At 72.6% G+C, this 22,180-nt stretch carries 23 protein-coding genes; 15 read left to right on the top strand and 8 right to left on the bottom strand.

The window, feature by feature from the left end:
- Both F8566_RS50680 and F8566_RS47650 read left to right on the top strand, forming a co-directional pair.
- Positions 1-897 (top strand): hypothetical protein (locus F8566_RS50680; protein WP_192810265.1); only part of this gene is annotated, 897 nt, incomplete at its 5' end.
- 39 nt (positions 898-936) lie between these two features.
- Positions 937-2,019, top strand: coding sequence for a helix-turn-helix transcriptional regulator (locus F8566_RS47650; protein ID WP_151570777.1), 1,083 nt, complete (start codon positions 937-939; stop codon positions 2,017-2,019).
- A gap of 62 nt (positions 2,020-2,081) precedes the next feature.
- Here F8566_RS47650 and F8566_RS47655 read toward each other — a convergent pair whose 3' ends face one another.
- From F8566_RS47655 to F8566_RS47665, 3 genes are all read right to left on the bottom strand, one after another.
- The gene (locus tag F8566_RS47655; protein WP_151570779.1) at positions 2,082-2,537 is read right to left on the bottom strand and encodes an ATP-binding protein; all 456 of its coding nucleotides are present in this window, start codon (positions 2,535-2,537) and stop codon (positions 2,082-2,084) included.
- Positions 2,538-3,012: 475 nt separating this feature from the next.
- A complete protein-coding gene (locus F8566_RS47660) occupies positions 3,013-3,216 on the bottom strand; it encodes a DUF3040 domain-containing protein (RefSeq protein WP_151570781.1) in 204 nt (67 codons plus the stop codon).
- Positions 3,217-3,271: 55 nt separating this feature from the next.
- The gene (locus F8566_RS47665; protein WP_151570783.1) at positions 3,272-4,879 is read right to left on the bottom strand and encodes a glycoside hydrolase family 10 protein; all 1,608 of its coding nucleotides are present in this window, start codon (positions 4,877-4,879) and stop codon (positions 3,272-3,274) included.
- Between the two features lie 178 nt (positions 4,880-5,057).
- On the opposite strand from F8566_RS47665, the gene F8566_RS52760 reads away from it, so the two are divergent.
- The 6 genes from F8566_RS52760 (at position 5,058) to F8566_RS47690 (ending at position 9,521) form a co-directional block, all read left to right on the top strand.
- Positions 5,058-5,306, top strand: coding sequence for a radical SAM family protein (locus F8566_RS52760; protein ID WP_318836481.1), 249 nt, complete (start codon positions 5,058-5,060; stop codon positions 5,304-5,306).
- A 43-nt stretch (positions 5,307-5,349) separates the two neighbouring features.
- Positions 5,350-6,072, top strand: a complete 723-nt coding sequence (locus F8566_RS47670) for a radical SAM family protein (protein ID WP_318836482.1) — start codon at positions 5,350-5,352, stop codon at positions 6,070-6,072.
- Positions 6,073-6,204: 132 nt separating this feature from the next.
- A complete protein-coding gene (locus tag F8566_RS47675) occupies positions 6,205-6,975 on the top strand; it encodes a glycosyltransferase family 2 protein (protein ID WP_151570785.1) in 771 nt (256 codons plus the stop codon).
- 199 nt (positions 6,976-7,174) lie between these two features.
- Complete coding sequence (locus F8566_RS47680; protein ID WP_225994204.1) at positions 7,175-7,489, top strand: YciI family protein; 315 nt, start codon at positions 7,175-7,177, stop codon at positions 7,487-7,489.
- The gene (locus F8566_RS47685; RefSeq protein WP_225994194.1) at positions 7,486-8,769 is read left to right on the top strand and encodes an RNA polymerase sigma factor; all 1,284 of its coding nucleotides are present in this window, start codon (positions 7,486-7,488) and stop codon (positions 8,767-8,769) included. The genes F8566_RS47680 and F8566_RS47685 overlap by 4 nt, the downstream gene beginning before the upstream one ends.
- A 122-nt stretch (positions 8,770-8,891) precedes the next feature.
- Positions 8,892-9,521 (top strand): maleylpyruvate isomerase family mycothiol-dependent enzyme, encoded by a 630-nt coding sequence (locus tag F8566_RS47690; RefSeq protein WP_151570789.1) that lies wholly within the window; start codon positions 8,892-8,894, stop codon positions 9,519-9,521.
- Between the two features lie 5 nt (positions 9,522-9,526).
- Here F8566_RS47690 and F8566_RS47695 read toward each other — a convergent pair whose 3' ends face one another.
- Positions 9,527-10,501: a S1C family serine protease gene (locus F8566_RS47695; protein WP_151570791.1), complete on the bottom strand. Its 975-nt coding sequence runs from the start codon at positions 10,499-10,501 to the stop codon at positions 9,527-9,529.
- 68 nt (positions 10,502-10,569) lie between these two features.
- Positions 10,570-11,355 carry an SDR family NAD(P)-dependent oxidoreductase gene (locus tag F8566_RS47700; RefSeq protein WP_151570793.1) on the bottom strand — a complete coding sequence of 262 codons (786 nt, stop codon included), beginning with the start codon at positions 11,353-11,355 and terminating at the stop codon, positions 10,570-10,572.
- 94 nt (positions 11,356-11,449) lie between these two features.
- Between F8566_RS47700 and F8566_RS47705 the strand changes: the two genes are divergently transcribed.
- The 4 genes from F8566_RS47705 (at position 11,450) to F8566_RS47720 (ending at position 15,084) form a co-directional block, all read left to right on the top strand.
- The gene (locus F8566_RS47705; protein ID WP_151570795.1) at positions 11,450-12,139 is read left to right on the top strand and encodes a spermine/spermidine synthase domain-containing protein; all 690 of its coding nucleotides are present in this window, start codon (positions 11,450-11,452) and stop codon (positions 12,137-12,139) included.
- 139 nt (positions 12,140-12,278) lie between these two features.
- Positions 12,279-12,872 carry a biotin transporter BioY gene (locus tag F8566_RS47710; protein WP_151570797.1) on the top strand — a complete coding sequence of 198 codons (594 nt, stop codon included), beginning with the start codon at positions 12,279-12,281 and terminating at the stop codon, positions 12,870-12,872.
- Between the two features lie 208 nt (positions 12,873-13,080).
- Complete coding sequence (locus F8566_RS47715) at positions 13,081-14,316, top strand: isochorismate synthase (protein WP_225994195.1); 1,236 nt, start codon at positions 13,081-13,083, stop codon at positions 14,314-14,316.
- A 108-nt stretch (positions 14,317-14,424) separates the two neighbouring features.
- The gene (locus F8566_RS47720; protein ID WP_151570801.1) at positions 14,425-15,084 is read left to right on the top strand and encodes a hypothetical protein; all 660 of its coding nucleotides are present in this window, start codon (positions 14,425-14,427) and stop codon (positions 15,082-15,084) included.
- A 27-nt stretch (positions 15,085-15,111) separates the two neighbouring features.
- On the opposite strand, the gene F8566_RS47725 is transcribed toward F8566_RS47720, so the two are convergent.
- Together F8566_RS47725 and F8566_RS47730 are read right to left on the bottom strand one after the other, a co-directional pair.
- A complete protein-coding gene (locus F8566_RS47725; RefSeq protein WP_151570803.1) occupies positions 15,112-15,924 on the bottom strand; it encodes an Fpg/Nei family DNA glycosylase in 813 nt (270 codons plus the stop codon).
- Positions 15,925-15,943: 19 nt separating this feature from the next.
- Positions 15,944-16,972: a fatty acid desaturase family protein gene (locus tag F8566_RS47730; protein ID WP_151570805.1), complete on the bottom strand. Its 1,029-nt coding sequence runs from the start codon at positions 16,970-16,972 to the stop codon at positions 15,944-15,946.
- Positions 16,973-17,259: 287 nt separating this feature from the next.
- On the opposite strand from F8566_RS47730, the gene F8566_RS47735 reads away from it, so the two are divergent.
- Positions 17,260-18,126, top strand: a complete 867-nt coding sequence (locus tag F8566_RS47735) for a tyrosine-protein phosphatase (protein ID WP_151570806.1) — start codon at positions 17,260-17,262, stop codon at positions 18,124-18,126.
- Positions 18,127-18,193: 67 nt separating this feature from the next.
- Here the strand turns inward: F8566_RS47735 and F8566_RS47740 are convergent, their stop codons facing one another.
- Positions 18,194-19,651 (bottom strand): PucR family transcriptional regulator, encoded by a 1,458-nt coding sequence (locus F8566_RS47740; RefSeq protein WP_151570809.1) that lies wholly within the window; start codon positions 19,649-19,651, stop codon positions 18,194-18,196.
- A 105-nt stretch (positions 19,652-19,756) separates the two neighbouring features.
- Here F8566_RS47740 and F8566_RS47745 point away from each other — a divergent pair, with 105 nt between their 5' ends.
- Together F8566_RS47745 and F8566_RS47750 are read left to right on the top strand one after the other, a co-directional pair.
- The gene (locus F8566_RS47745) at positions 19,757-20,854 is read left to right on the top strand and encodes a DUF917 domain-containing protein (protein WP_151570811.1); all 1,098 of its coding nucleotides are present in this window, start codon (positions 19,757-19,759) and stop codon (positions 20,852-20,854) included.
- Positions 20,851-22,179, top strand: a complete 1,329-nt coding sequence (locus F8566_RS47750) for a hydantoinase/oxoprolinase N-terminal domain-containing protein (protein WP_151570813.1) — start codon at positions 20,851-20,853, stop codon at positions 22,177-22,179. The genes F8566_RS47745 and F8566_RS47750 overlap by 4 nt, the downstream gene beginning before the upstream one ends.
- The last annotated feature ends 1 nt before the right edge of the window (position 22,180 follow it).

The following is a 22,180-nucleotide window of genomic DNA, read 5'->3' on the forward strand; positions in this document are numbered from 1 at the left end:
GAGGAACCGGCGGCGCCGCCGCCGGTTCTGCCGCCGCCGCCCGCGCCGGTCTCCGAGCCGCCGCCGCCCGTGCCGCCCGCCGCCGCGCCCGAACCGGGCACGCAGATCGCCGAGGCGTACGGCATCCGGTTCCTGTGCGGCGCCGACGACATCGAACGCGTCGTCACCGAGGTGCGGCGCCGCGGCAAGTGGGCCAAGGGGCTGCGCGGCCAGGAGGTCTCCAGCGCCTCGGTGCCCGCGCTGCTGCTCATCGGCGCCGTGTCGTGCGGGCAGCGCCGCCTGGCGCGCATGGTCGCGCGCGCCCTCGCCGAGGTTGAGGTGTCCAGCGGCGAGGTCCACAGCATGCATTCGGAGGAGCTGCGCGAGGACGGACCCGACGGGCTGCGCGGCGCGCTCGACGAGCACGCCGGGCACGTCCTGCTGCTGGAGGCTCTGGACGCCCTCATCCTCGACGACGCGCAAGGCCCCGCCTACGCCGCCGCGATCTACCGTGCGCGGCTGGAGGGCGTCAGCGACACCGCGCTGCTCGGCACCTGCGAACCCGACCGCGTCGGTGAGCTGTCGGCCGCGGCACCCGAGCTGGTCGCCGACCTGCGCGCGGTGCGCCTCCCCGACCTGGGCGCGCCCCGGCCGCGCACGCGCCTTCTCGCGCTCCTGGCTGAGGAACGGCGGCTGCGGCTCGGCCAGGACGCGTGGGAGATCGTGCACCGCGACATGGCCACGCTGCGCGGCCGCGGCCGGCTCACCGGCGCGCGGCTCATCGAGGCCTACCTGGACCGCGCCGCGACGCGCGGTCTCGGCCGCGCGCCGGCGACGCAGGCGATCGGCAGCACGCCGGCGCTGACGCTCAGCGGCGCCGATTTCGACGGCGTCGCCGCGGAACTCTCACCCTCGTGACTCGCTGAAAATGTCGGTGCCGCGGGTCACGATGGTGGGGTGAACCGTGCGGACCGGTTGCTGGCCCTGACCGCCGAGCTGCGGGCCGCGGCGCCCGAGCCGCTGCCCGCCGACGCCCTCGCCGCCCGCCTGCGCGTGAGCACGCGCACGGTGCGGCGTGACCTGGAGCTGCTGACGCACGGCGGCCTGCCGGTGCGGCTCGAGCGCGGCCGCGGCTACGTGCTGCCGCCCGACCAGCCGCCACCGCCGCTGACCGAGGCCGAGTCGCTGGTGGGGCCGGTCCGCGGCACCCTCACCGAGGCCGTGCGCGCCCGCCGCGTCGTCCGCCTGGTCTACACCGACCAGTCCGGCGTGCGCACCTGCCGCGACGTCGAGGCGCACGGCCTGGTCACCGCGCCGCAGGCCGAATACCTCGTCGGCTGGTGCCGCATGCGCGACGGGCCCCGCATGTTCCGCGTCGACCGGATCGGCGCCGCCTATCTCAGCGGCCGCGAGGCGGGCCTGCGCGACCTGGACGACCTGCTGGCCGCGCTGCGCGTCCCGTTCCCCCGCACACCGCCCGAGGAGGGCCCGCGCGGTCCCGCCGGCGCCGAGCGCGCGAGGGCGTGGACGCTCGACCGCCTCCGGCACGTCCGCGGCCGCCTCGCCGACACCATCGCCGAGGTCCGCACCCACCGCGAGGGCGCCGCCGCGCTGCGCGCGGTGCTCGGCCACCTCACCGAGTGGACGCGCTGGCAGGCCGCCGCCGTCCACGCCGCCGCCGAGGGCCTGCCCGCCCCGGCGTTCGAACGCGACCTGCCCTACGAGACGCGCGAGCAGATGATCCAGGATTCGATGGCGCTGCGTTCCCTGGGCGAGCTGGCCCGTGACCTGGAGGGCATCTGCGACGACGTGGCGCGATGGGCCGCCGACTGCGACGACGCGTTCTGGGACGACCCGCTGCCCGACCCCACCGATCCGTCCCGCCGACGTCCCCTCGCCGACCTGCTCGCCGGCTGGCGCGGCCCGCTCGCCCACATCGAGTGGCATCTGGACCGCCTCACCGACGGCTCCCCCGCCGCCGAGCTCGACGCCGACGATGAGGGCGTGTGGGTGGTGGACCGCTGCCCCCTCCAGGCCTGACCTACACCCATGGCCGCGGTGACCTTCGAGTAGAGAGCTCGGCGTGGAGGGCTCGGGGTGGGTCAGGCGGGGGCGCGGCCGTTGCCGTTGGGGGTGTGGAGCAGGCGTGTGAACCAGACGGTTTTGCCTCGGCTTTCGGGGCGGCTGCCGAACTCTGTGGCCAGCGCGCTCACCAGGAGCAGGCCGCGGCCTTGTTCGGACCAGTCGAGCAGTGGCGGTGAGGAGGGGTCGCCGGGGGCGGTGGGGTTGCCGTCGGTGATTTCGCCCACAATACGGAGGCCGTCGAGGTGGAGGCGGAGTCTGACGGGGCCGGTGCCGTGCACGATGGCGTTGGTGATGAGCTCGTCGACCATGAGCACGATGTCGTCGAGGTCGGGTGCGGTCACATGCCATGCGCGGAGGGCGTCGCCGGTGAGCGCGCGTGCCCGGGACGCGGTGCGGGCCTCGGCGGGCAGTTCCCAGGCCGCGTCCCGCTCGTGCGTCATCGGTTCTTGGATCCCGAGCCACTTCGTACTCAATTCCCCGACTCCTCCCGTTGCGGCTTACCGCAGGTCAGCGCCTACCAGGCAGGTGTTGCCGGCATGCCTCGCGCGATGGGGCCCGGCCGTTGGATCCGGCCGGACCGGGAGCTCCCCGTACCGGTGGCGGTCACGTCAGGCGCCGCCGGTGTCGGTCTGCGCATTCCTGCGTCCGTACATTCAGGACGCGGCGCTGCGGGGCCCGGTGCACGGTCATACATAATCCTCACTTTCCGGTCAGGTGATCGTGTGTCGGGTGCCGGGATGGAGCAGGCACTGCGTGGATGCCGTTATGGTGGTGGTGTCGGTGTGGCATGTGTCCCCCGGGCTCTACACAAAGCCTTCGTGGAATACCGCCGGACCGCTTGGTCCGGGCCGGAGCCACGTTGTGCCTTTCGCCGTGAGGCGACCACCACACCGGCCTGACGTCGGAGGCCCCGGCGAGAGGTTCTCTCGCCGGGGCCTCCGGTGTCTCTTACGAGATCGCGGTGAGGATCGCTGAGGCGATCGCCGTCACCACGCCGATCACGGCGACCACGATCGCCGCGATCAGGCGGCTCCTGCGCCGCCGACGGTCCCGGCCGAGTCTCGACAGACGATGGGCCAGCCGCGGGTCGTCCTCACGGAGCTGGATCTCGATCTCGGCGAGGATCCGCTGCTCTTCCATCGACAGCGCCATGCCATACCTCCGGGGGGCGTTCAGGTGCTGTGTTCTTCCCCCGCCATCAAGATCATTATCCGCCTCGGACGGTAATCGTTGCGCCACGACCGGGCGCGCTCTCGTGGTGGAGCCGGTCGAGCGCGGTCACGTAGTAGGTGTAGGCCTTGCCGGGCTTGGCGGTGGGGTCGGTGATGCCGCCGCCGCGGACGCTGGCCAGCAGCGTCGCGGTGTTGACCGCGGCGCAGCCGGGCCGCTTGCCGTCGGCGCGGTAGACCGCGTACGCCGTGGCGCCCTTGGACTCCTGCCACCGCACGCGCACGCCCTCGCCGTCACTGTCCGCCGTCACCGACCGGGCCGGCGCGGGGGCCTTGCCGCCGCGTCCCGGCACCGCGGGCGGGATCGCGGGGCGGGCGTAGTGGTCCTTGCGCAGCCGCTCGGCGAAGCCGCGCTGGTTGGCGGCCATGTCGGTGGCGCTGAAGTACACGTCGCCGCGGACGCCGGGGTAGCGCTGGTTGAGGGTGAGGTGCCGGGACAGCTCGGCGGGGTCGTTCCAGGTGGCGTCCTCGCCGACGCGGTAGCCGGCCTGCCCGATCGTCAGCTGCACCTTGGTGCCGGCGACCTGCTTGGACCACCAGGCGACCAGCCGGGCGTAGTCGGCGCGGGAGTCGCCGATCGGCCAGTACAGCTGCGGCGTGACGTAGTCGATCCATCCGTTGCGGATCCACTTGCGGGTGTCGGCGTACTGGTCAGAGTAGCTCTGCAGCGCCTTGGTCGCCGATCCTTCGGGATCGGAGGTGGAGTTGCGCCACACCCCGAACGGGCTGATCCCGAACCGCACCCACGGCTTGGCCTCGCGGATCTTCTGCGACAGGCCGCGGACCATCACGTCCACGTTCTGCCGCCGCCAGTCGGCCTTGCTCATGCCCTTGCCGTAGGTCTTGAACGTGGCCTGGTCGGGGTAGTCCCGGCCGCCCTCGGGATAGGGGTAGAAGTAGTCGTCGAAGTGCACGGCGTCGATGTCGTACTTGCGCACGACGTCCATCACGGCCTTGGTCGCCAGGTCGCGGACCTGCGGCAGGCCCGGATCGTACCACAGGCCCGTCCCGTACTTGCGCACCCAGTCGGGGTGTTGCCGCGCCGGGCTGCCCGGCGCCAGCTTCTTCGGGTCGCTCTCGCGGCTCACCCGGTAGGGGTTGAACCATGCGTGGAACTCCAGGTTGCGCGCGTGGGCCTCCTTGAGCATGAAGGCGAGCACGTCGTAGCCGGGGTCCTTGCCGGGGGTGCCGGTGAGCCACTTGGACCACGGCTCGTACGGGGAGGGGTAGAACGCGTCGGAGTTGGGCCGGATCTGCACGAACACCGCGTTGAGGTTCATCGCCTTGGCGGTGTCGAGGAGCTTGCGGAACTGCGCCTGCTGCGTGGCGGCGGGCTTCTTGGGGTCCTTGGGCCAGTCGATGCCCGCCACGGTGGCGATCCACATGCCGCGCACCTGCCGCGCCCGCGAGTCGCCCGCCGGTGCCGCGACCGAGCATTCGCCCTTGGCGGCGTCGGGTGCCTGCGCGCGCTCGACCTCGCCCTTGTCCTCGCCCGTTCCGCCGCTCGCCGGAATGCACGCCGACAGCAGAACCGCCGCGGCGGCGGCCGCGGCGGCCTTCGCTCCGATCCCCGAATGCCTCGCCATAGCGGCCCATTGTTACGCACCCGTTGCCATGCTCTGGCCCAAACCATGCACTTGTGTCGTTCCGGACCGCCTGACCGGCCCGGACGCCGCACCCCCGCGCTTGCGATCATCGAACAGATGTTCAAGACTGGCCACACCTGTCACAATCGTGCAGGCGTTCGAAGATCGGGAGGTCGGGATGCGCTGGGATCACCTCCGGCTGGTGGAGGAGGCCGGCGGGCCCGCCCCGCCGCTGATCGAGCGGCGGGCGGTCGCGCGCACCTTCGACACGCCCGGCTTCCGCGGCATGACGTTCTACGAGGTGCAGGCCCGTTCCATCATCAACCAGGTGCCCCCGGCGTCCCGGATGATGTTCCGCTGGACGATCAACCCGTACCGGGGCTGCTCCCACGCCTGCAAATTACTGCTTCGCCCGCAAGACCCATGAGTATCTGGACCTGGACGCGGGGGCGGACTTCGACTCCAAGGTCGTGGTGAAGGTCAACGCGGCCGAGCTGGTGCGGCGTGAACTCGCGGCGCCCAGGTGGCGGGGCGAGCACATCGCGATGGGGACCAACGTCGACTGCTACCAGCGGGCCGAGGGGCGCTACCGGCTGATGCCGGGGATCCTGGCGGCGCTGCGGGACGCGGCCAACCCGTTCTCGATCCTGACCAAAGGCTCGATGATCATGCGTGATCTGCCGGTGCTGCTGGAGGCGGCCGAGCGCACGGACGTGAGCACGATGGTGTCGGTCGGGTCGCTGGACCGGGAGCTGTGGCGGCTGGTGGAGCCCGGCACGCCCGCGCCGCAAAGGCGGCTGGAGGTGTGCGCGGCGCTGAACGAGGCGGGGATCGGCTGTGGGGTACTGATGGGGCCGGTGCTGCCGTATCTGAGTGACTCGCCGCGGGAGCTGGAGGCGGTGGTGCGCGCGGCGGCCGAGGCGGGCGCCACGTCGATCGGCGCGATCACGCTGCATCTGCGGCCGGGGGCGCGCGAGTGGTACCTGTCCTGGCTGCGCGATCATCACCCGGAGCTGGTGGTGCCGTACGCGCGGCTGTACGGCAACGGCGCGTACGCCCCCAAGGCGTTCCAAGATCGCATATCGGTGCGGGTGAAGGAGCTGGCGGCCCGGTACGGGGTCGGCAGGCGCGCGCCGCGGGGGCCGCGAAGGCCTTCCCCGCCGGCGGGTCCGGAGCAGCTCAGCCTCATGTGAACGGCGATGTGGCGGGCGATGTGTTAGCGGCTCTGGCGGCCGTATAAGGCGACCATCAAGATTTTTTCAAACCTCTCGTGGCCGGGGTCACATCTAACAGAGTGTCGCCAACAAGAAGCCACGGAGTGAACGATGAACGCCACCGCAGACCTGAGCCGCATCGCCAGCCACGCGCCGTCGGTCACGGCCGTCATCCCGACGCTGAACGAGGCCGACAACCTTCGATGGCTGCTCCCCCGCCTGACGGGGGTCGACGAGATCGTGATCGTGGACGGTGAGTCCAGCGACGGTTCGGCCGAGGTCGCCGCGTCGCTGCGGCCCGACGCCGTGATCATCAGCCAGCCGCCGCGCGGCAAGGGCCTGGCGCTGCAGGCCGGCTTCGCCGCCGCCACCGGTGACGTGATCGTGATGCTGGACGCCGACGGCAGCATGGACCCGGCTGAGATCCCCGCGTTCGTCGCGCTGGTCGGCCGCGGCTTCGACTTCGTCAAGGGCTCGCGTTACGCCTGCGGCGGCGGCTCGGAGGACCTGACCTTCCTGCGCCGCACCGGCAACAAGTGGCTGACCCGCCTGGCCAACACCCTGTACCGCACCAGCTGGACCGACCTGTGCTACGGCTACGTCGCGATGCACCGCAGCGCGGTGGAGCGCCTCCAGCTCAAGTCGACCGGGTTCGAGATCGAGACCGAGATGTGCGTCAACGCCGTCACCACCGGCCTGCGCATCGCCGAGGTCGCCAGCTTCGAGAGCAACCGGCTGTTCGGTGAGTCGCACCTCAATACCTGGCGCGACGGCTACCGGGTGCTGAAGAAGATGATCAGCAGCCGCGTGCACCCGGTCCGCGACACCGCCGCGCTGCCCGAGCCTGTGGCGCTGCCCGCCGCGGCCGGCGTGGCCGCCTGACAGCTCCGCGACACATCGGCGACACAAAGCCCCGGTCCTCTGGCGGACCGGGGCTTTCGCCGTTTTCACAGGCGCAGGGCGGGACCCTATGGCTGGTCGAGCGCTCGGATTTTCCCTACTCATCAAGCGGGTGTCCGTTCCGGGGTGGTGTCGTTCGTCGGGAGGGCGTGAGACCTGATACGGAGGACCCGTGAAGTACATGTTGCTGATCGCAGGGGACGAGTCCGCGGCCGAGCACGCCGAGGACGGCTGCGGTGGCTGGAGCGAGGAGATGACGGCACGCGGCGTGATCCGCGGCGGCGGCGGGCTGCGGCCGCCCGCGGAGGCGACGACGGTGCGGGTCCGCGACGACCAGGTGCTGCTGACCGACGGCCCGTTCGCCGAGAGCAAGGAGCAGATCGGCGGTTTCTGCCTGATCGAGTGCGCCGACCTGGACGAGGCCATCGAGATCGCCGCCAAGCATCCGGCGGCCGGGTACGGCACGATCGAGATCCGCCCGCTCTGGCCGCAGTGACCGGCGCGCACGAGGTGCACGAGATGCACGGCGCGCACGAGGCGGTCGACCGGGCGTTCCGGGACGAGTGGGGCCAGGTCGTGGCCACGCTCATCGGCGTCACCGGCGACTGGGACCTGGCCGAGGAGTGCGCGCAGGACGCCTTCGCGCAGGCCCTGCAGACCTGGCCGCGCGACGGGGTGCCCGAACGGCCCGGCGCGTGGCTGACGACGGCGGCGCGCAACCGCGCGACCGACCGGCTGCGCCGTGCCGCGGTCGGCGCCGCCAAGCTACGGGAGGTGGCCGCGATGGAACGCGTCCAGGCCGGCGAGCCGGGAAATGACGGGCCGGACCACGACGGCACGGTGCCCGATGACCGGCTGCGGCTGATGTTCACCTGCTGCCACCCGGCGCTGGCCCTGGAGGCGCAGGTGGCGCTGACGTTGCGGACCTTGGCGGGCCTGACCACCGCTGAGATCGCGCGGGCGTTCCTGGTGGGTGAGCACACGATGTCCAAACGCCTGACGCGCGCCAAGCAGAAGATCAGGCACGCCGCCATCCCCTACCGGGTGCCGCCCGCGCATCTGCTGCCCGAGCGGACACCGGCCGTCCTGGCGGTGCTGTATCTGCTGTTCAACGAGGGGTATTCGGCGTCGGCGGGCGCCGATCCGGTGCGGGCGGAGCTGAGCGGGGAGGCGATCCGGCTGGCGCGGGTGCTCACGCGCCTGATGCCCGACGAACCCGAGGCGGTGGGGTTGCTGGCGCTGATGTTGCTGCATGACGCACGACGCTCCGCGCGGTTCGACGCCGCCGGTGATCTGGTGCTGCTGGAGGACCAGGACCGGACCAGGTGGGACGCCGGGGAGATCGGCGAGGGCACGGCGCTGCTGGACGCGGCGCTGAGGCGCGGCAGTCCCGGCCCGTACCAGGTCCAGGCCGCCATCGCCGCCTGCCACGCGGCCGCCACGCGCGCCGGCGACACCGACTGGGCGCAGATCGCCGCGCTGTACGGGGAACTGGTGCGGCTGGCGCCCTCCCCTGTCGTCGAGCTGAACCGGGCCGTCGCGGTCGGCATGGCCGACGGCCCCGCCGCGGCGCTGCCGCTGGTGGAGGCCCTCGACGCGTCGGGGCGGCTGGCGGGCTATCACCTGCTGCCGGCGGTCCGCGCCGACCTGCTGCGCCGCCTGGGCCGCGCCGCCGACGCCGCGGCCGCCTACCGCGACGCCCTCGCCCTGGCGCCCACCGGTGCCGAGCACCGCTATCTACGCCGCCGCCTCGCCGAGGTGACCGAGGAGTCCTGACCGCCGCGATGCTGGGGGTGCGGCTGCTGGGAGGTGTCCGTCTGGCGGCGGGTCGTTCGTCGGTGAGGTGTCAGGCCGCGCCGGGGGCGGCGCGGCACAGGCACTCAGCCAGGAGGCTTGGCATGAACGAGACGGAACTTCGGAGCGAGATCGCTGCGGAACGCAGAGAGCTGGCGGAGCTGCTGGGCGACCTTCCTGCCGGGGAGTGGGACGCGCCTTCGCTGTGCGAGGGGTGGCGGATCCGGGAGGTCGCCGCCCACATCACGATGGCCTACCGGTACTCGGCACCGCGGGTGATCTTCGAGCTGGTCCGGTCCGGCGGGAGTTTCGACCGCATGCTCGACCGGTGTGCGCGCCGCGACGCCGCGTCCATCCCGGCGGACGACCTGCACGCCTCGCTCCGCGACAACACCACGCACCCGTGGAAGCCGCCGGGCGGCGGATACGCGGGCGCGCTCACCCACGACGTGGTGCACGGCCTGGACATGACGATCGCGCTCGGGCTGGAGCGGCGGGTGCCCGAGCGTCGCCTGCGGGTGGTCCTGGAAGGGCTCGCCTCCCCCAAGGGCCTGAAGTACTTCGGCGCCGACCTGGATGGGATCGAGCTGCGCGCCGACGACATGGACTGGTCGTTCGGCTCCGGCGCGCCTGTCACCGGCGCGGCGCAGGACCTGGCGATGGTGCTGTGCGGCCGCCGCCTGCCCGCAGGGCGCCTGAGCGGCGAGCAGAGCGCACGCTTCGCCGCAGTGTAAGCGGTTCAGGCGTGCTCGGCGTCGAGCTCGGTCGGCTCGGCGATCACATCGACCATCGCGCCGTTGCGCAGGACGGTGATCTGCAGTGGCCGCCCGATCGCCTCGGCGAACATCAGCCGCTGCAGGCTCTGGGCCTGGCTGACCGGCACGCCGCCCGCGGTGAGGACCAGGTCACCGCGGCGCAGTCCGGCGCGGGCGGCGGGACTCGCGGGCACCACGTCGGCGACCCGTAGCGCGTCGCGCTGGCCGAGGCGTTCACGCAGGGCCGCCGGGACCGGCACCGGGTTGGCGACCAGGCCGAGGAACGCCCGCCGCACCCGGCCGTCACGCATCAGCGCGCCGATGATCCGGCGGCTGGTGGAGTTGATCGGCACTGCCAGGCCGAGGCCGATCCCGGCGACGGCGGTGTTGATCCCCACGACGTGGCCGCGGGAGTCGGCGAGCGCGCCGCCGGAGTTGCCGGGGTTGAGGGCGGCGTCGGTCTGGATGACGTCCTCGATCACCCGCACGGCGTTGCCGCTGCGGGTGGGCAGGGACCGGCCGAGCGCGCTGACCACCCCGGCGGTGACCGACCCGGCGAGGCCGAGCGGATTGCCGACGGCGACGACCAGCTGCCCCACCACCAGCCCGTCGCTGTCACCGAGGGTGACCGGCCCCGGCGTGTCACCATCGGCGCGTACGACCGCCAGGTCCGACAGGGGGTCGGTGCCGACGACGTTGAACGAGGTGGTGGTGCCGTCGGCGAACGCGGCCTGGCCGCCGCGGGCACCGCCGACGACGTGCGCGTTGGTGAGCAGGAAACCGTCGGCGGTGAACGTCACCGCCGAGCCGGAGCCCTCACGGCCCCGCTGGCGCACGCGCAGGCTCGCCACGCGCGGGGTGAGCTCGCGGGCGACCGCCGACACCGCCTGGGAGTAGGCGTCGAGCGGCTGCGCCTCGGATTCGGCGTCGCGCGGCTCGGGGATCGGTTCAGGGATCATCTCGCCTCCCGATGATTACACCGTTACACGGTAACCGCGGGAGGGTGAATCCGTAATCCCCCTCGGATTCAGCGCAAAGTGGACAGGCCCCCGTCGACGCCGATGACCTGGCCCGTGACGTAGCTCGCCCGCTGGGAGAGCAGGAACACCGCGACCTCGGCGACCTCCCACGCGGTCCCCTGCCGCCCCAGCGGGATCAGCTTGGCAGCCAGGTCACGGCCGGCGTTGCCCGCCGACGCCATCCGGCCCATCACGGTGTCGATCAGGCCGGGCGCGACCACGTTCGCCCGGACGCCGCGCGGTGCACCCTCGGCCGCGACGTGCCGCACCAGCCCCGTCAGCCCCGCCTTGGACGCGTCGTAGGAGGGCGAGCCGCTGCCCGGCTTCGTCCCGGCCAGCGACCCGATGAACACCAGCGAGCCGCCCTCCCCGAGCACCGGCACCGCCGCCTTGGCGATCTGGAACGGGCCACGCAGGTTCACCGCGAGCACGCGGTCCCAATCGGCCGCATCGGTCCCGGCCAGGCCGTGACCGACGCCGATCCCGGCGTTGAAGACCACGCCGTCCAGCCCCCCGAGGACCTCGGCGGCACCGGCGACCATGCGCTCACACGCGTCCGGGTCCGCGGCGTCGCCGGTCAGCACGTGCGCGCGGCCGCCACCGCCGGAGATCATCTCGGCGGTCCCGGCCGCGGCGGCCTCATCGACGTCGGCGCAGGCCACCGCCGCACCCTCGCGCGCCGCCGTCACGGCGATCGCACGGCCATTGCCGGCCGGCGCGCCGGGCTCATCGCTGGGACGGGTGCCGGCACCGACCACGAGGATCCGCCGGCCGGGCAGGAGGGTCTCGGCCATGCCGCAGACGCTAGCGGCGCCGCCGCCGCGCTCCCAGGCCCAAGGCAGGACGGCCGTTCCAGCGCGACGCACCGGCCGCGGCTAGGCTGCCGGGGTGACTGTCAGCGGGGAGCCGGCCACCATCGAACGCGCCCACGGGCGCAGCGGCGAGCTGGTGCTGCGCCGCACCGGCGCGCACACCGACGCCCACTACGAGATCATCAGCAACGGCGTCTTCCTCATGGACACCCGCAACGGCGAGTCCGAACGGCTGCTCGTCCGCGCCGCCGTGGCCGGCCTCACGCCGCCGGTGTCGCTGCTGATCGGTGGGCTGGGCGTCGGGTTCTCCCTCGCCGAGGCCGTCGCGCTGCCCGGCGTGGACGCCGTCACCGTCGTGGAGATCGAACCCGCCGTGATCGGCTGGCACGCCACCCACCTGCGGCCCTTCTCCGCCGCCGCGCTCGACGACCCCCGCGTCCACGTCGCCAACACCGACCTGCTCGATCACCTGCGCGGCCCGGGTCGCCGGTACGACGCGATCTGCCTGGACATCGACAACGGCCCCGATTGGACGGTCACCCCCGCCAACGCCAGCCTGTACGGCGACGACGGCCTCGCCCTGCTCACCGCACGGCTCACCGGGCCCGGCGTGCTGGCCGTGTGGAGCGCCGGCGCCGCCCCCGCCTTCGAGGAACGCCTGCGAGCGCGGTTCGCCGACGTGGAGGCGCTGCCCGTGCCCGTCCCGCGCGGCGAGCCCGACATCGTCTACCTCGCCCGGCGCCCCCTGACCTCCACGCGCCCATGATCTCTACGCGGCACTGATCTCCACGCGTCCATGACCGGTGCGGACAAGAAACACCCCGCCGAAACTGTCACCCGCGTGATCCACCTACACGTTCCGATTCGCTAGGTTTCGCCCAGACACAGTATTTGTGGAGGGTTTTGTGACTACTGCGCAAGCGGCCGGGCGTCCCGTCGTCCTGGGCGACCTGCTCCCCGGCTCCCTGGCCCGCGACGCCGCGCTCGTCGCCGGCTCCGCGGCCTTCGTCGGCCTGGCGGCCCAGATCGCCGTCCCGCTCCCCGGCACCCCCGTACCCGTCACCGGCCAGACCTTCGCGGTGCTCCTGGCCGGCGCCGCGCTCGGCTGGGGCCGCGCCGCGCTCGGCATGGCGCTCTACCTGCTCGCCGGGATCGCCGGTGTGCCCTGGTTCACCGACGGAGAATCCGGCGCCGGCCTGCACACCCTCGGATACATCATCGGGTTCGTCCTGGCCGCCGCCGTCGTGGGGCGCCTGGCCGAACGCGGCGGCGACCGCACCCCCGCCCGCACCATCGGCACGATGCTCCTCGGCACCGCGATCATGTACGCGACCGGCGTCCCCTACCTGATGGCCTCCCTCGGGGTCGACCTCGGCAAGGCGGTCGACCTGGGCCTCACCCCGTTCCTCCTCGGCGACGCCCTCAAGGTCCTGCTGGCCGCCGGGCTGCTGCCCGCCGCCTGGAAACTGGCCGGAACGGGCCGCGGCCACTCCGCCTGACGATCACCCAGGGCGGCCCACCTGGACGTTCCCCCGCCCGTGCCGCATCGGCCCGCACAGCCGACGCGGCACGGGCTCCGCACAGGTTCGGCACGGCCCAGCCGGGGAACGAGTAGAGGCGCTCACGCGCCAGATGTGGCGCAAACCTCACCACGACCGGCCACCCCGGCAGTTTGAACGGGTTCAATTCTCCCGTAGAGTGGCTCGCGTGAAGCTCGCCGTGACCGCACCGGACCGCCTGATCGTCCGCACCGAGCGGGTCGCCGACCCAGGCGACCTCATCTCGCGACTTCCACATCCGACCGCGCTGGCCTGGGTCCGCCACGGCGAAGGCATCGTCGGCTGGGGCGAAGCCGCCCGCCTCACCCTCCCCGGCGGCGAAGACCGCTTCGCCGCCGCCGACCAGTGGCTGCGCGACCTCTTCGGCTCCGCCGACATCCACGACCCCGTCCAAGTCCCCGGCTCCGGGCCCGTCGCCTTCGGCAGCTTCGGCTTCGACCCCAAGTCACCCGACTCGGTCCTCATCGTCCCGCGCTGGATCGTCGGCCGCCGCGACGGCGCCGCCTGGCTCACCACCATAGGCGAGGACGCCGACCCGCTCGCCCTGGTCCACCCGCCCCAGCCCCCCGCCCGCCTCGCCTGGAGCGACGGCACCCTCAGCGCCCCCGCCTGGGAACAAGCCGTCGCCGCCGCCGTCGACCGCATCCGCGACGGCCGCCTCGGCAAGGTCGTCCTCGCCCGCGACCTGCACGCCGAAGCCGCCGAACCCATCGACGCCCGCACCCTCCTGCGCCGCCTCGCCGACCGCTTCCCCGCCTGCTACACCTTCTCCTGCGCCGGCCTCGTCGGCGCCACCCCCGAACTCCTCATCCGCCGCGCCGGCGAACACCTCGACTCCCTGGTCCTGGCCGGCACCACCGCCCGCGGCACCACCCCCGCCGACGACGCCGAACGCGCCACCCGGCTCCGCGCCTCCGCCAAGGACCGCGAGGAACACGCCTACGCCGCCGAAATGGTCCGCGACGCCCTCACGCCACTGTGCGCCGAGCTCACCGTCCCCGACCAGCCCGAGCTGCTCACCCTCGCCAACGTCATGCACCTGGCCTCACCCGTCCACGGCCGCCTCCGCCGCGAACGCTCCGTCCTGGACGTCGTCGCCGCCCTCCACCCCACCCCCGCCGTCGCCGGCACCCCCACCGACACCGCCCTCGACCTCATCCGCGAACTCGAACTGATGGACCGCGGCCGCTACGCCGGCCCCGTCGGCTGGGTCGACGCCCGCGGAGACGGCGAATGGGGCATCGCGCTCCGCTGCGCCGAGCTCGACGGCACCCGCGCCCGCCTCTTCGCCGGCTGCGGCATCGTCGCCGACTCCGACCCCGCCGCCGAACTCGCCGAAGCCCAGACCAAGTTCCGCGTCATGCAGTACGCCCTCGAAGGCTGACCCGCCCCCGGACCTTCTGACCAGAGTGGGTCATGAGGTTGTTGATCTCCATGGCGGCTTGTGAGGCTGGGACCGACACCACCTGCGCCACCCTCGGGGGATCACTCGATGCACCACCGCCGTACCGCCGCCGCCCTGCTCGCCTGGCTCATCGCTCTCAGCACGCTCACGGCAGGACCCGCACAGGCCACGACCGGCCCGCGCCCCCACCAGGCGGAGATCTTCGCCACGAACAACACCGCGATCATCACCGACCCCGACGACCCCCGGCTGAAGACACGACTCACACGGTTCGACCGGCAGGTCCGCCGCATCATCGACGATAACGGCGCCCGGACCCGACGCTCCACCCTGCTCGACGGCGTCTTCTGGTCCAGCGACCTCCAGCAGACCACCTACGAACGATCACGCCGCTTCGACGTCGACCGCACCGACACCCTGGAGCTGCACCACATCGCCGACCTCATCCGCAAGGAGTTCCACCAGGAATCGGTCCTCACCTTCGAGTACCTCCCCCAGGGATCACCGCGCACGGACGCCGTCCGCATCGAAGTCCCCGGACTCGACGTCCGCCGCCTCCACGACGGCCTCGTCGCCGACCCCGCCGCCCGCGACGAGCTCTTCGGCGGCTCGGTCACCCTGCGCGGCCACCTCATCCTCGTCGCCGAACTCGCCGACCTCGCCATCGCCCGCCGGTTCGTCACCGCCATCGGCGGTGACTGGTCCCAGGCGACCGTCCGCTACGGCGACAGCGAATTCGTCGGCTGACCCCCGGCTGACCCGCCTAACGCCCGCTCAACGCCCCGCCTGACAGGTCGGGCACCAGAACAGATTGCGGCCCACCAGCCGCTCGGTGCGCACCTCGGTCCCGCACAGCAGGCACGGCAACCCCGCACGCCGGTACACGTACACCTCACCACCATGATCGTCCACCCGAGGCGGGCGGCCCATCGCCTCCGGCGTATGCTCCGGCCGCACCGTGTCGATCCGGCCCGTCGCCACGCCCTCCCGCATCAACGACACCAGATCAGCCCAGATCGCCCACCACTGCTCAGCCGTGAGAGCACGACCCGGCAGACTCGGATCGATCCCCTGCCGGAACAGCACCTCCGCCCGGTACACATTCCCCGGCCCCGCCACCACCGCCTGATCAAGCAGCAGCGCCGCGATGCTCGTCCGGCTCCGCGAGATCCGCCGCCACGCCCGCTCCGGATCGGCGTCCGCACGCAGCGGATCCGCACCGAGCCGGTCGAGCAGCACCTTCACCTCACCCGGCTCCAGCAGCTCACACGCCGCCGGGCCACGCAGATCGGCGAACTCGGCCGCCCCCGCCAGCCGCAGCCGCACCAGCCCCTTCGGCTCCGGAGCAGGCACCGGCCCGAACGTGTACGTCCCGTACAACCCCAAATGGATGTGCAGCAGCCGCTCATCCTCAAACCGCAGCAGCAGATGCTTCCCGTACGCATCCGCCCCGTCCAGAACCCGCCCGTCCAACTGCCGGGCCCCGTCAGCGAACCGGCCCTGCGGGCTCTCGGCACGCAACGCACGGCCGCCGAACATCCGCAGATGCTCGGCGGCCAAACGATGAATCGTGTGTCCTTCAGGCATTGTGGAACAAGAATAAGCCTCAGGAACGCAGCGGCTCGCCCACCTCGTGCATGTGACCCAGCGCCTCCCGGTACGACTCGATCAGCCCCGTCTCCACGTACGGCAGCCCCACCTGGGCGCAGTGCTCACGCACCAGCGGCTGCACCTTCCGCAGGTTCGGCCGCGGGATGCTCGGGAACAGGTGGTGCTCGATCTGGTAGTTCAACCCGCCCAGCATGTAATCCGTCACCAGGCCACCCCGCACGTTCCGCGACGTCAGCACCTGCCTCCGCAGGTGATCCCACCGAGTGCCGTCAGCGGGCATCTCCATCCCCTTGTGGTTGGGCGCGAACGAGGCGCCCAGATGCACACCGAACAGCGCCTGGTGCAGCACGATGAACGCCACCGCCTGGACCGGCGACAGGAACGTGAACGCCAGCCCAAGGTAGAGGCCCAGGTGCGCCGCCAGCAGACTTCCCTCGATCAGCCTCTCCCGCCGCGGCGCGCCCTTCAGGTACAGAACGCTGCTGACCTTGAGGTTGAACCCCTCCAGCGTCAGCAGCGGGAAGAACAGCCAAGCCTGATGACGGGCCAGGAATCCCAGCACGCCTCGCCGCCCGTCCGCCTGCTCCCGCGTCCATGCCAGCGGCCCCTCCCCGACATCAGGGTCCTTACCGACATGGTTGGGGTTGGCGTGATGCCGGTTGTGCTTGTCGTTCCACCACCCGTACCCCATGCCGAGCATCAGATCGCCCAGGAGCAGACCAAGTAGACGGTTCATCCGATGCGAGGCCGCGATCTGCCGGTGCCCCGCGTCGTGACCGAGGAACCCCGTCCGAGCCGACGCCAGCGCCAGCGGCACAGCGAGCAGCACAGCCCACCATGTGGCGCCCGCCCACGCCACCGCCGCCCAGATCGCCACCGTGGCCGCCACGTTCACCCCGATCGCCCACACGTAGTAGCCTCGCCGTCGCTCCAGCAGCCCGCTGTCACGGACCTGCCGTGACAGCGGCGCGAAATCGCTGCCGGTGCTCCGGCGGGGCGCCGGGGCTTCGAGGGTGGCGGTCATGGGCTCTCCATTCGTGGGGAGGGATGAGATCGTTCGGCTTGCAGGCTACGGAGCTGATGATCAAGCGGTCGCCACGCTGCAGAGCCATCTCCTGTCTGGCTCGCAGGTCTCGGTACCGGCCGGAAAACCGCACGTGACGGGCTTGATCCACCCCTCAGTCTGGTCATCCAGCAGAACGATCACATGGGCGCCAGCACCACGCTGGAGAGGGAGCTGGCACCCGGATCCGGGGTGGTGCCAGCTCCCCCATCAAGACATGACAGACCGGCCATATAGGGTCATAGGTCATGAATGCGCGCTCTCGCTGGATCGATCTGGACGGTGCGGTCAATGTCAGGGATCTGGGCGGACTTCCCACCGCGGACGGCAGGACGACACGGCGAGGGCGGGTGCTACGGTCGGACAACCTGCAGGACCTGACGGTATCCGACGTCAGGATCCTCATCGACCATTACGGCCTCAAGGACGTCATCGATCTGCGCAGCGACGCCGAGGTACGCCTCGAAGGCCCCGGGCCGCTCACCCGCACCCCCTCGGTCACCGTGCACAACCTGTCGCTGTTCGCCGAGGGCGGCCGCCACACCGACGTCGCCGCCGACACCGACGTCGCCGCCGACACCGAGCCCAGCTCCGACACCGAGCCCAGCCGCAACGCAGTGGACATCGACAGCGTGGACATCGACAGGGTGCTCCCCTGGCAGACCCGCCCGGACAACTCACCGGCACAGGACAGGTCGATCAGCCACTACCTCGGCTACCTGGACGACCGGCCCGACTCGATCGTGGCGGCGCTGCGCGTGATGACCAGGCCGGCCGGTTCCGCGCTGGTCCATTGCGCCGCGGGCAAGGACCGCACAGGCGTGGTCTGCGCGTTCGCCCTGGAAGTCGCCGGGGTGACACGTGAGGCCATCGTGGCCGACTACGCCCAGACCGGCGAACGCATCGACGCGATCCTGGCCCGGCTCCGCGCCAGCACCACCTACGCCGACGACCTCGACTCGCGGCCGGCCGACAGCCATGTCCCGCACGCCTTCATCATGGAGAAGTTCCTGACCCGGGTGGACGAGAAATTCGGCGGCTCACTGGAGTGGCTCACCGCCCACGGATGGGCGGCCGAGGACACCGAGGCGCTTCGGGCTCGTTTGCTGGATTGACGTGGTTAGAGTGGGGGGTTTGATCAAACCCCCCGCCTTTACATAGTAAGTTCCTGGTCAGAACGCTTCAGATCCGCAGTGCACGGCAGGCCAGCTGGAGAGCCAACCTCTGCTCCGGGTCCGCCAGATCCACACCGAGCAGCCTGCCCGCTTTCCGAATGCGCTGGGTGACGGCGTTGCGGTGCAGATGCAGGTCCTCCGCCGCCCGCGCCGGCGACCCCTGGTGGTCGAGGTAGGCCTGCAGGGTGCGCAGCAGCGGCTCGGCCCGCTCGGGCCCCAGCGCTTCGATCGGCGCCAGCAGCTCCCGGGCCGAGGCCCGCGCCGTGTCCGACGCGTACCACTCCCCCAGCATGCGGTCCAGGCCCGCCAGATCGTGCGCGGTGACCGGACGGTCCCATCCGCCGCCGCGGGCCAGCGCGGTCCGGGCCTCCCGAGCCGAGGCGCGCAGGCCGAGCGGTCCCCGGTGGGCTCCGCCGACGCCGCAGCGCAGCCCGGCGGCGGGAAACCGGTCGCGCAGCTCTCCCAGCAACCGCTCGGCGTCCCCGACCGCCGAACGCAGCCCGATCCGGCCGGGGTCGCCGGTCTGGGTCCGGATCAACAGCAGGGCGTCGTCGGCGCGCGCCGGATTCCACTGGGCGCCACCCGCCGACCGCAGGCTCTGCAAGGCCGCCCTGCCCGCCACGTCCAGCAGGTCGTACCGTTCGGGTCCCTGCAGCTCCGCCGGCTCCACGCGCAACGCGATGTGCCAGCCGTCCACCGGGAGCCCGACCCCGCGGGCCCGCCCCAGCAACCGCAGCGCCTGGCCCTCGGGAGACACCAGCAGTTCCGACAGCAGCAACATCCGTGACCGTACGGGGGTGTCCTCCGCCGCTCCCCCTGCGGCACGGGCGATCGCCTCCGCGGCCACCCGCATGGACACCGCCACGGCCTCACCGAGGTGTCCGCCGGCGTCGGCCGCCGCGAGCGTCACCTCCCCCTCGGGTCCCTGGGCCACCTCGCCGCGTTCTCCCGGCCTCGGCGGGCGCAGTTCGACCGGGACTCCCAGCGCCTCCTTCAACGCCGCCACCGTGCGTTCGGCATCGCCGCCGGAACGCACGATCCCGTCCAAAGCCGCGGTCAGCCGTGCGAACGCCTCCGCCGCGCCTCCCTCGATCACCCGGGTGAGCACGACCATGAGACCGCCGAGATCCGCGCCGTCGCTGTGCAGCAACGCGACACGCCCCCGTTCGGCGATCCCCTGAGCCGTCCGGGCGACGGGCGGGGCCGCACCGCCGGTCAGCACCAGCCCCGCACCGCCCGCGGCCACGACATCCCGCATCGCCACATCGAGGCGGTACGCGGTGGCCCGGGACGAGGCCGGACCGGTCAGCACGGCCAGCGAGCCAGGCGGCACCGCGGTCAGCGAACGCAGATCCTCGACCAGCGTCACGCCCAGCACCCGCCGCCCGGCCGCCGGACCCGCCAGCAGATCGAGAGATCCAGGACGTCCCGGCGCGGCGAGCAGGTCGGCGATGACGGTGTCCACGTCGGCAGACTATCCCGCCCAAGGTGTGCTAAAGGCACATTGACCAGGCTGAATAGCAGCGCTCAGCACACCAGATCATGGTGGCTCCCGTCCTACGCTGACGCCATGACCCTCCTGGACGGCGGCACGCTTCCCACCTTCGCCCGCGGCTGCGCGGTGCTGGGTTCCGGCGGCGGCGGAGGCGTCGACGTCGTCCTCGCGGCCGCGCTCCAGGCCGTCGCCGACCACGGACCCGTCCCCGTCCTGCAGCCCGAGGACCTCGACGCCACCGCACTGGTCATGCCGTGCGGGGTCATCGGCTCCCCCGCGGTCGGGGCCGAGCGCATCGGCGGCGGAACCGAGGCCCAGGTCCTGCGCGACACCGTCGAACGGCTGCACGGCGCGCCCGTGGCGGCGCTCATGTCCAGTGAGATCGGCGGGTCCAACGGCTGCCACGCCGTGGCCTGGGCAGCCCGCCTCGGCCTGCCGCTCGTGGACGCCGACGCCATGGGCCGGGCGTTCCCCCGGATGAACCAGAACGCCATGGAACTCGCCGGGATCGCGCCCACGCCCTGCGTCCTCACCGACGAGCGCGGCCGCACGGTCGTCCTTGACCATGTCGACGGCCGGTGGCTGGAACGGCTGGCCAGGGGAGTGCTCGAGGCCTTCGGAGGGCAGGCCGCCACCTCCGAGTACGTGCTGCGCGCCGGCCAGGTCCGCACCGCCGCCGTACCCGGCTCGGTGTCGCGGGCGCTGGCCATCGGAACGGCGCTGGCCGACGGCGTTCCCGACGAGTTCTCGAACACGCTCCCGGACGAGCCGGGCGGGGGCCTCGACCGCCTGATCACCGGGAAGATCTCGACCGTCGACCGCACCGGGGCGGGTGCCACCGCCGCCATCGTCGAGGGCCTCGGCCCCGACGCCGGGCGGCTGCTGCGGCTGGAGGCGCAGAGCGAGTACCTCGCCGCCTTCGAGGACGGCCGCCCGCTCATCCTGGTCCCCGACATCATCGCCGTCCTCGACACCCGTACTGCCGCCGCCATCGATGTGGAACGGCTGCGCTACGGGCTCCGCGTCAGCGTGCTCGCCCTCCCCTGCGCGCCGGTCTGGAACACGCCCGAGGGCCGCCGCCTCGGCGGACCGGCCGCCTTCGGCCTGGACGCAGCCGTCACGTCAAGCTCAGCGGTCATGCCGGGCGGGGTCATACCGGAGACGGCCAGATGATCACTGGAATCGAGGTCGGCCCCACCCACACCGACGCCGCCGTCCTCACCGACGCCGCGGTGCCCTGGGCGACGGCCAAGGTGCCGTCCGTTCCAGGCGATCCCGTGGCGTCGGTCCGCCACGCTCTGGCCGCGCTCCCCGAGCACCCCCGCACCCAGGTCGCCGTCGGCCTCCGCGGCCTCGCACAGGCCCTCGACGAACGCCGGGGCCTCGCCAAGGTCGGCGTGCTCCGGATCGGCGGCCCCGCCGCCCAGGCCGTGCGGCCCCTCTTCGGCTGGCCCGCCGGCCTCCGCGACGCCGTCTGCGCAGGCACCGCCATCGTCGAGGGCGGCGGCGGCTTCGACGCCGCCGAATGGACCCCGCTGGACACCGGCGCCGTCGCCGCGTTCGCCGCCGGCCTCGCCAGCCGCGCCGACGCGATCGCCATCACCGGGGTCTTCTCGCCCGTGGACGGAGCGCAGGAACGCCAGGCCGCCGACATCATCCACCGCGAACTCGGCGACGCGGTGCACGTCTCGCTGTCCGGCGAGCTGGGCCCGCTCGGCCTGCTGGAACGCGAGAACACCACCGTCCTGGACGCAGCACTGCACCGCCCGACCGCCGATCTCGCCGACGGTCTGCGCGCAGCCATCGGCGGCACCGCGACGGTCCTGGTCACCCGCGGCGACGGCACCCTGATGGGCCTGGACCACCTGCGGCGGCACCCCGGCCTCGGCCTCGGCGGCGGCCTGGCCGGCACGCTGCGCGGCGCCGCCACCCTCACCGGGCTCGCCGACGCGGTCGTCGCCGACGCCGGCGAACACCGCGTCCGCGTCGCCGCCCTCACCGCGGGATTCCCGCAGCAGGCGCTGGACGCCCAGATCAGCGGCGTCCCCGTCGGCTTCTGGATGCCCGACGTCATCCGGGTCGCCCGCGGCGGCCCGCGCGCCCACCACGACCTCGCTGAGGCCGTCGACCGCATGCAGCCCGCCGCCGGACGCCTCCCCTTGATCGTCGTCGGCGGCGCCGCCGCCGACGTGCCCGCCGCGCTGCCCGGCGTCAGCGAGATCCGCCACCCCGAACACGGCGCCGTCGCGGGAGCCATCGGCGCGGCCTCCAGCCCCGTCGGCGGCCAGGCCGAACGCATCGTCCGCCTTGACCCGCGCACCGGCCTGCAAGCCGCCCTCGACGAGGTGCGGGAGGAAGCCCGCGCCAGCGCCGTACGCGCCGGAGCCGACCCCCGCCGCGTCCAGGTGTCGGAGGTGACGCAGACGCCTCTCCCCTACCTGCCCAGCGTCACCCTGCGGTTGCACGCCCGCGCCTCCGGTCCCGCCCATCCCCTGTAAC

The sequence above is a fragment of the Actinomadura rudentiformis genome (assembly GCF_008923185.1).
GTDB classification, from domain to species: Bacteria; Actinomycetota; Actinomycetes; order Streptosporangiales; family Streptosporangiaceae; genus Spirillospora; species Spirillospora rudentiformis.

What these genes read in the sequence shown, in the direction of transcription:
- F8566_RS47660 (WP_151570781.1), bottom strand. Translation starts at nt 3,216, where the DNA reads ATGGCGCTGTCGATGGAAGAGCAGCGGATCCTCGCCGAGATCGAGATC.
- F8566_RS47665 (WP_151570783.1), bottom strand. Translation starts at nt 4,879, where the DNA reads ATGGCGAGGCATTCGGGGATCGGAGCGAAGGCCGCCGCGGCCGCCGCC.
- F8566_RS52760 (WP_318836481.1), top strand. Translation starts at nt 5,058, where the DNA reads ATGCGCTGGGATCACCTCCGGCTGGTGGAGGAGGCCGGCGGGCCCGCC.
- F8566_RS47675 (WP_151570785.1), top strand. Translation starts at nt 6,205, where the DNA reads ATGAACGCCACCGCAGACCTGAGCCGCATCGCCAGCCACGCGCCGTCG.
- F8566_RS47680 (WP_225994204.1), top strand. Translation starts at nt 7,175, where the DNA reads ATGTTGCTGATCGCAGGGGACGAGTCCGCGGCCGAGCACGCCGAGGAC.
- F8566_RS47690 (WP_151570789.1), top strand. Translation starts at nt 8,892, where the DNA reads ATGAACGAGACGGAACTTCGGAGCGAGATCGCTGCGGAACGCAGAGAG.
- F8566_RS47695 (WP_151570791.1), bottom strand. Translation starts at nt 10,501, where the DNA reads ATGATCCCTGAACCGATCCCCGAGCCGCGCGACGCCGAATCCGAGGCG.
- F8566_RS47700 (WP_151570793.1), bottom strand. Translation starts at nt 11,355, where the DNA reads ATGGCCGAGACCCTCCTGCCCGGCCGGCGGATCCTCGTGGTCGGTGCC.
- F8566_RS47720 (WP_151570801.1), top strand. Translation starts at nt 14,425, where the DNA reads ATGCACCACCGCCGTACCGCCGCCGCCCTGCTCGCCTGGCTCATCGCT.
- F8566_RS47725 (WP_151570803.1), bottom strand. Translation starts at nt 15,924, where the DNA reads ATGCCTGAAGGACACACGATTCATCGTTTGGCCGCCGAGCATCTGCGG.
- F8566_RS47730 (WP_151570805.1), bottom strand. Translation starts at nt 16,972, where the DNA reads ATGACCGCCACCCTCGAAGCCCCGGCGCCCCGCCGGAGCACCGGCAGC.
- F8566_RS47735 (WP_151570806.1), top strand. Translation starts at nt 17,260, where the DNA reads ATGAATGCGCGCTCTCGCTGGATCGATCTGGACGGTGCGGTCAATGTC.
- F8566_RS47745 (WP_151570811.1), top strand. Translation starts at nt 19,757, where the DNA reads ATGACCCTCCTGGACGGCGGCACGCTTCCCACCTTCGCCCGCGGCTGC.
- F8566_RS47750 (WP_151570813.1), top strand. Translation starts at nt 20,851, where the DNA reads ATGATCACTGGAATCGAGGTCGGCCCCACCCACACCGACGCCGCCGTC.